This is a genomic window from Bacillus sp. JJ634 (genome assembly GCF_036962285.1).
Classification (GTDB): Bacteria; Bacillota; Bacilli; order Bacillales; family DSM-1321; genus Peribacillus; species Peribacillus asahii_A.
On record NZ_JBALMU010000102.1, the window covers coordinates 169 to 7972 of the forward strand.

The window sequence follows — 7804 nt, forward strand, 5'->3', positions numbered from 1 at the left end:
GTTCCTTTAGAATTAATTCCAGTATTATTTTACACTTTGTAATCTCAAGGGAAATACAAAAAATTAAGAAAAAGAAAAAAATATTGAAAAAGTTTGTCCTAGGGCATAAACCTTAGTTAAATATCATATTTTTGCATAGAGGAAACTTTTTAGGGGTGGTTAAACATGTCTGACCAAAGTAAAATTTCTAGACGTGACATTTTAAAGTTGGGATCTGCTGGTGCTTTAGGTATAGCGGGGAGTTATTTTTTAAATAATTTAGCGACTTCGACCTCTTTGGTTAAAGCACAATCGCATAGCCAAAAACACAGTAATATGAATCATAGTCAAACGGTAGAAGATATTACAAAAACCTCAGGCTATAACATGGCTGAACAGTTACTAACCACATTTGATTACGGAAAAGTAAGTAAATTACCAAATGGAAAAACACTTCGTGAATATGAAATTGTGGCTATAGATAAAGAAATTGAAATTGCAAATGGGATAAAATTTCCGGGATGGACTTACAACGGGACGATACCAGGCCCTACTTTTCGTTGTACGGAAGGGGACTTACTACGTTTTCATTTCACAAATGGAGGAAGTCACCCTCACTCTATTCACTTTCATGGTATACACCCTCCAGAAATGGATGGAATTGCACCGATTTCCCCAGGGCAAACATTTACTTATGAATTTGAAGCTAAGCCATACGGAATGCAGATTTATCATTGTCATGTATTACCACTTGCTCGCCATATTCATAAGGGATTGTATGGGAACTTTATTATTGATCCGAAAACACCAAGGGAACCGGCGTTAGAGTTAAATATGGTGATGAATGGGTTTGACTTAGATTTAGATGGCGAAAACGATTTTTATACGGTTAATGGGTATGCCTTCGCATTCATGAATCATCCGATTAAAGTAAAAAAAGACCAATTAGTCCGTATTTATCTTAGTAACTTAACGGAATTTGATTTAATTAATTCCTTCCATCTTCACGCTAACTATTTTACGTATTATCCGACAGGAAGGAATGATAACCCTTCTCAATTCACCGATACGATCATGCAGTGTCAAGGAGAGCGCGGTATTATTGAAGTGAGTTTTCCTTATAAGGGAAAATATATGTTTCATGCCCATGTCAGTGAATTTGCAGAATTGGGATGGATGGGATTTTTTGAAGTAGAGTAAAGGAGGGATACAAAAATGAAAACAAAATGGATAATTTCGGGATTAGTTCCTCTAGTGTTGCTTATAGGAATATTAGCGTGGGTCTTAATAAATGGAGCAGGAATAGAAAAAGATCCTGCTGCGCCTATTGAAGTATTGAATATTGAAAGGATTAAAGTAACGAACGGAGGTTTTGAACTTTCAGTAAGTAATACCGGTCCAGAAACACTTACGATTTCTCAAGTGATTGTAGATGATTCTGTTTGGAATTTTAGCGTTTTACCTGACCCTACGCTTAAACGATTTGAAGATAGAAAAGTAACGATTCCCTATCCATGGGTTGAGGGAGATCCTCATGCTATTAAAATTATCACTGCAAATGGCATTGTAACAGAAGGGGAAATTGCAGCGGCAACTTTGACTCCTGAAGCTAGCTGGAGTAACTTTCTAAACTTTGGCTTTATCGGTTTTTATGTCGGGATTGTTCCTATTACTCTAGGATTATTGTGGTATCCATTTATGAAGCATTTTAAGCGAAAATGGATTAATGCTATCCTTGCACTTACTGTCGGACTTTTATTATTCCTGTTTGTTGGAACACTTGCTGATGGGTTTGAGATTGGTGCTGAAGCTCCTTCCGTCTTTCAAGGGAATATGGTGGTCATAATCGGAGCTGCGCTAACCTTCTTGCTATTAATCGGATTTGATCAGTATCAGCATAAAAGACAGGAGTCCAAAGGCTTTTCACCTTTTAAATTAGCACTTCTAATGGCTACAGGAATTGGGATTCATAACTTTGGGGAAGGATTGGCGATTGGATCTTCTTTTGCTCTAGGTGAAGCTGCATTAGGAACATTTTTAATTATTGGCTTTACCCTGCACAATATTACAGAAGGGATTGGGATAGCTGCTCCCCTTTTAAAAACCAAGCCAAGTATAAAGGACTTCTTAATTCTCGGAACAATTGCTGGTGCACCTGCCATTCTTGGTACTTGGTTTGGCGGTTTCATTTTCTCGCCAATATGGGGTGCTTTGTTCTTAGGGATTGGAGCAGGGGCCATTTTACAAGTAATTTATGTCATTACAAAAATGCTTATTGAAGATCATCGAACACATAAGGAACCATCTGTCTCATGGTTAAATCTTTCTGGATTCGCCATTGGAATGTTAATCATGTACTTTACTGCATTTTTTGTTAAGTTTTAAGGATGGCATTAAATGATTGTAGACGTTTAAAAACTTGGTAAGAATATTAATCTAAACACCTTTTTTGCTGAAGCTATTTTGAAATGATGATAAGCGTATAAATGGAATTACAAGATTTAATGATTAGGAGGGGGAATTATGCTTCAAAATATTGGAATACCAGGGTTGATACTAACTTTAATAATCGTTCTTATAATTTTTGGTCCTTCTAAGTTACCGGAAATCGGAAGAGCATTTGGCTCAACATTAAGAGAGTTTAAAAAGTCTACTAGAGATCTTGTGGTAGATGACGCAAATACAGAACCATCTAAAAACAAGGATTAACTAGCCAATTAGATTAAAAGAAGGTGTAGGCTTTGTCTTACATCTTCTTTTTTCTGGAATAATTGTCATATGCGAGTAGCTCAGCACTTTGAGGAATTACATAAACGAATTATCATTACTTTAGTCGTCTTTCTGCTGTCTTTAATGCCTAGCATTTATATTATCATTGCTAGTCAAAGATTTATGATTTAAGCTAGTGCTGTTAGGACTGAGTGGTATCCTAGGGATTTTTAATGGAATAAGACTTATTGAACGAAGGCAGGTTAGTGCAATAAAAATTCCTTTTTGTAAAAAATGAGATGTCTCTATTCAGAAACATCTCATTAGCATCTATTCTTTAAATTTTAACAATCTTATTGCATTTAAAATAACAATTAAGGCAGCACCTGTATCACTTAACACAGCCATCCAAAGTGTAAGCCACCCTGGAAAGATTAAGACTAGTGCGATGACTTTAATAATGATGGAGAACCAAATATTTTGTTTAATAATCGTTAATGCTTTTCTACTTAACTTCATTGTATGGGGAAGTTTATCAAGATTATCGGCCATTAACACAATATCTGCTGTTTCCATTGCAGTGTCAGTTCCGGCACCGCCCATTGCGATACCTAAATCTGCTGTTGCAAGTGCAGGAGCATCATTAATACCGTCTCCAACCATAGCTACCTTATGTCCTTCATTTTGTAATTTCTTAATAGCATCTACTTTATCCTCTGGCAATAATTCTGCGAAATAGCGATTCACATTTGCTTCCGAAGCAATCATTTTTGCGGTTCCTTCATTATCTCCAGTCAACATGACCGTTTGATTAACTCCACTTTGTTTTAATGCTTTTAAAGCTGACGCTGAAGTTTCACGGATTGTATCAGAAACGGCAATGATCCCAATAATTTGATTTTGTGTCCCGACAATCACTACTGTTTTCCCTTTGCTTTGTATCTCTTGAACATGTTTTTTTATATCCTCTAGAGAAACATTAAGTTCTTCGAATAATTTTAGATTCCCAGCGTAAAAAATATCTTCTTGAATGGTCGCTTGAACACCTTTTCCTACGATACTTTTAAATAACTCTCCATTTTTAGGTCGTATTCCTTTTTCATTGGCATATCCAACAATCGCTTGTGCAATAGGATGTGTTGAATAATCTTCTAAAGTTAATGCGATTGAAAGTAATTCTTCTTCTGATCCGTTTAACGTTTTGATTTCCGAAACTTTAGGTTTCCCTTCAGTCAAAGTACCCGTTTTATCAAATGCAATGGCCGTGATGGCGCCTGCTTTTTCTAAAAACGTTCCACCTTTAATTAAGACTCCATTCTTCGCAGCGTTCCCAATAGCTGATACGATGGCAACAGGAGTAGAAATGACTAAAGCACAAGGACAAGCTACAACTAGTAGTTCCAGCCCTTTATAAAACCATTCTCCCCAAGTACCAAATCCAAATAGTGGAGGCAGCACCATAATCGCCAATGCTAAAAGAAATACAATAGGTGTATAAATACTTGCGAATTTATCTACAAATGCTTCAGTTGGTGCTTTTTGTTCTTGTGCCTCTTCGACCAAGTGAATAATTTTGGATATGGTCGTATCTTCCACTAACTTAGTGACCCGAATCTCAAGGGAACCATGTTCATTTATTGTTCCTGCGTATACTGTATCACCTATTTTCTTATCTATAGGAATGGACTCTCCTGTAATAGGAGCCTGATTGACACTGGATTCCCCGTAAATAATTTCACCATCTAATGGAATTTTATCACCCGGTTTAACAATGATAATGTCACCAACTACTATATTTTCAACCGGTTTTTTTATGACTTCTGAACCAACACTTACCCAAGCTTCAGCAGGAGCTAGATTCATAAGATTACGAATCGAATTTCTTGTACGTTCAATCGATTTGGTTTGTAGTAAGTTACCGATTGCGAATAACCAAACAACGGTAGCACCTTCAAGCCATTCCCCTATAAGTGCAGCTCCAATAGCTGCAGCAGACATCAGAACATTCATATCCAGTGAACGACTTTTTATCGCATAGAATGCACTCTTTATAGGCTTATAACCACTTATCACCATTGCAATTGCGTATAGTACCGATGACATCCATGGAGAAATTCCATTAAATGAACCGATAAAACCAAGAGCTATTAGTACACCAGACAAGATGATTAAGCCATTCTCGTTTTTATTTTTGTGAGTCTGTATCGATTGCTTATTAGATGATAATGAGGCTTTATAACCGATTTTAGAAACCTCAGAAATAATATCTTCGACACTAGCCGAATGTTCAATTTTCATTTTTCCGGTAGAAAAATTAACGCTGACACTTTTAACGGATGGAATGGTATTTAAGTGATTTTCTATGCTCTTAGCACAACTACCACAGTCCATTCCTTCAATATCGAAGGTTTTTATATTCCCTTTTTGATTTAATGGATCTGCAGAATATCCAAGTTTTTTAATTTCACTCTCAATCGGAATAAAAGCATCAGCATTACTTGCAGCCACCTGCATTTTCGCTGTACTGAAATTAACCTTTACCTCATTTATATCTTTTAGTTTACTTAAACCTTTTTCAATGGTAATTGCACAAGCGGCACAATCCATTCCATGAACTCTGTATGACATCTTCTCTCTAGACAGAAGAGGATTCGAGATGGTATCTACTGTTTGTTCTTCATTACTACTACAACAGCTTGTTTTCACTGGGTTTTTATTTTCTTTAAGGGTTGTTTTACTACTACAACAATTATTGGTTCCATGCTTATTTTCACTAGGAAGGGGAGTGCTACAACAGCTTGCCTTTTCTAGTTCATTAACTGTTTCCTTCGATGAATTACTGCTACAGCAATTAGTTTTTTCTTGAATAATAATAGGTATTGAATTAAAGGTATTTACTGAATCTTTGTTACTGTTACAACAACTTGAATTTTCTTGTTTTACATCTAATTTATCAGAAGAGCTGCAACAACTTTCCCTTTTATTTTTAGGCATGTTATTTGAGCCACAACATTTTTCAGCCATTTTAAACACTCCTAATCTACATGACGATCGCAACATGCAACATCATTTTGAACATCTTCAAGAACTACATCGAACATTGTTAATAAATCCCTTATATGCTGGTTACGTAAACTGTAAAAACAATATTTTCCTTCATTTCTTCCAACAATAATTCCACAGCCTTTTAAACATGCAAGATGTTGTGAAATATTCGATTGATTTCCATTAATCTCTTCTACAATCTGAGATACCGTTTTTTCTTCGTCTTTTATACATTCAAGAATTTGAAGCCTTGTTTTATTAGAAAATCCATGAATTAATTTCACTTTCATATCGATGTCAATAGTTTGCATATATTTCCTCCTTACATATTAGACACTGCTAATATGTTTTGTTATTATCATATTAGCAATGCCTAATATGTGTGTCAAACTATCGTAATTTGACTATGTAAAAGGAGGATTGAAATGATAAAAAAAGTCTCATTATTGTTTTTATTATTCGTGTTCGTTTTATTTTCAAATCAAGCATTCGCACATACTTCCCTAGAAGAATCAACCCCTAAAGATGGTGAAGTAATAACAGAACCCTTACAGGAGTTAACGTTAATGTTTGGAACAAAAGTTGAACAGACAAGTAAGATTAGTGTTTCAAATTTAAATGGGCAATCTATTGCACTCGGAAACTTTGTAATAGAGGAGGATGAAATGTGGGCTACTTTCCTGCAACCTTTAGAGAATGGGAATTATAAAGTTGACTGGTCTATTATCGGTGCAGATGGACACCCAATAGAAGGAGCTTTTTCTTTTACTGTAGACGTACCTATGAAAGAGGATTCCAATGAAAATATGGCTGAAACTGAAAAAAAGGAACCAAAACAAGGAGAAGATAATCAAGAAAGCTCCACTGAACAGCCAAAACAGGATATTAAACAAAGCAATGTACCTTCATATTTAATTCCCTCAATTACAGGCATTTTATTTGTAATGGTTGCTGGAAGTGTCTTTTGGCTAATGAGGAGGAAGAAATAACAAATGGTTTTTATTGGAGCCATCAGCGAACCATTATTATATCTTTGTTTCTCTCTGCTTATAGGTGGTTTTCTTCTACGAATTGTACCGAGTTCATGCAGACCCGATTTTAACGTACCTAAAGGTATTTTAATGGTTGCAACAGCCGGGATTGCAATATTCTCATTTATACCCGTTTTACAAGTCATTTTATATCTTTACCAAGATATTGGATTTGCACAAACGTTTAAATCAGTACTTTTCACCTTTGAAGTGGGAAAAGCGTGGATTTTTACTTATCTTGTTTCAAATGTATTGTTTATTTATATTATTTGGTTTGATTATCGAGAGAAACCATTATATGCATACATAGGGATGGTTTTTACCCTTATATTAATTCTAGCCTTAGGTTGGTCTAGCCACGCAAATTCGATAGAGCAATGGAAAGGATTCCTTGCACACACTATTCATTTTCTTGCTGTTACTATTTGGATAGGAATCTTAATTGTAGTTAGTTGGTTTTCAAGAAATTATTCAAATTGGCTGAAGTTCTTAAGGTGGTTTACGCCTGTAGCAATGATGTGTTTCTTAATAACTGTGATTACAGGACTATTCTTAATGACTGTGGTGATCGATTATAAAGATTACACAAATTCTTGGATGCTTCCTTATGGACAAGCACTTTTAATTAAGCATCTGTTCCTTATACCTTTAATAACGTTTGCTTTTATCAATAGTGTTTTGATTAGAAGAGAACTAAAAAATAATGAGAATTTTAATCCAATACGTTGGACGAAAGCTGAAAGTTTAGTAGTTTTTCTTGTTTTTTCCGCAACGGCTGTATTAGGGCAACAAGAACCACCACATGATATTAAAACAACCATAGCGTCATCGGGAGTATCTAAATTATTTGACCTATTTTACCAAGGGAATATAACACGCGATTTAGTAATTGTTCTAGGCCTTGAATTAAACAGTGTAATGCTATTAATATTAGCCTTATCATTCTTAGGAGTAACAATATTGTCATATATAAAGAGAGCATCTATCCTATTAGGTTTCTCAATGAGTGTATTATGTGTGGTAGCTTTTTATTTATCATT

At 35.2% G+C, this 7804-nt stretch carries 7 protein-coding genes; 5 read left to right on the forward strand and 2 right to left on the reverse strand.

Going from position 1 to position 7804, the window contains the following annotated elements; all coding sequences use genetic code 11:
• Positions 1 to 165: 165 nt before the first annotated feature.
• From V7068_RS15080 to V7068_RS15090, 3 genes are all read left to right on the forward strand, one after another.
• Positions 166 to 1179: a multicopper oxidase domain-containing protein gene (locus V7068_RS15080; protein WP_499713469.1), complete on the forward strand. Its 1014-nt coding sequence runs from the start codon at positions 166 to 168 to the stop codon at positions 1177 to 1179.
• Positions 1180 to 1194: 15 nt separating this feature from the next.
• On the forward strand, positions 1195 to 2364 hold the full coding sequence (locus V7068_RS15085; RefSeq protein WP_499713470.1) for a ZIP family metal transporter: 1170 nt from the start codon (positions 1195 to 1197) through the stop codon (positions 2362 to 2364).
• 138 nt (positions 2365 to 2502) lie between these two features.
• Positions 2503 to 2688 (forward strand): twin-arginine translocase TatA/TatE family subunit, encoded by a 186-nt coding sequence (locus V7068_RS15090; RefSeq protein ID WP_127760388.1) that lies wholly within the window; start codon positions 2503 to 2505, stop codon positions 2686 to 2688.
• A gap of 330 nt (positions 2689 to 3018) precedes the next feature.
• Here the strand turns inward: V7068_RS15090 and V7068_RS15095 are convergent, their stop codons facing one another.
• Both V7068_RS15095 and V7068_RS15100 read right to left on the reverse strand, forming a co-directional pair.
• Positions 3019 to 5682, reverse strand: a complete 2664-nt coding sequence (locus tag V7068_RS15095; protein WP_499713475.1) for a heavy metal translocating P-type ATPase — start codon at positions 5680 to 5682, stop codon at positions 3019 to 3021.
• Between the two features lie 41 nt (positions 5683 to 5723).
• The gene (locus V7068_RS15100; protein WP_499713471.1) at positions 5724 to 6044 is read right to left on the reverse strand and encodes an ArsR/SmtB family transcription factor; all 321 of its coding nucleotides are present in this window, start codon (positions 6042 to 6044) and stop codon (positions 5724 to 5726) included.
• A gap of 114 nt (positions 6045 to 6158) precedes the next feature.
• On the opposite strand from V7068_RS15100, the gene V7068_RS15105 reads away from it, so the two are divergent.
• Positions 6159 to 6722, forward strand: a complete 564-nt coding sequence (locus tag V7068_RS15105; RefSeq protein WP_499713473.1) for a copper resistance CopC family protein — start codon at positions 6159 to 6161, stop codon at positions 6720 to 6722.
• 3 nt (positions 6723 to 6725) lie between these two features.
• Positions 6726 to 7804: CopD family protein (locus V7068_RS15110; protein WP_499713474.1), on the forward strand; the 1079-nt coding region annotated here is incomplete at its 3' end.

What these genes read in the sequence shown, in the direction of transcription:
- V7068_RS15090 (WP_127760388.1), top strand. Translation starts at nt 2,503, where the DNA reads ATGCTTCAAAATATTGGAATACCAGGGTTGATACTAACTTTAATAATC.
- V7068_RS15100 (WP_499713471.1), bottom strand. Translation starts at nt 6,044, where the DNA reads ATGCAAACTATTGACATCGATATGAAAGTGAAATTAATTCATGGATTT.
- V7068_RS15080 (WP_499713469.1), top strand. Translation starts at nt 166, where the DNA reads ATGTCTGACCAAAGTAAAATTTCTAGACGTGACATTTTAAAGTTGGGA.
- V7068_RS15095 (WP_499713475.1), bottom strand. Translation starts at nt 5,682, where the DNA reads ATGCCTAAAAATAAAAGGGAAAGTTGTTGCAGCTCTTCTGATAAATTA.
- V7068_RS15105 (WP_499713473.1), top strand. Translation starts at nt 6,159, where the DNA reads ATGATAAAAAAAGTCTCATTATTGTTTTTATTATTCGTGTTCGTTTTA.
- V7068_RS15085 (WP_499713470.1), top strand. Translation starts at nt 1,195, where the DNA reads ATGAAAACAAAATGGATAATTTCGGGATTAGTTCCTCTAGTGTTGCTT.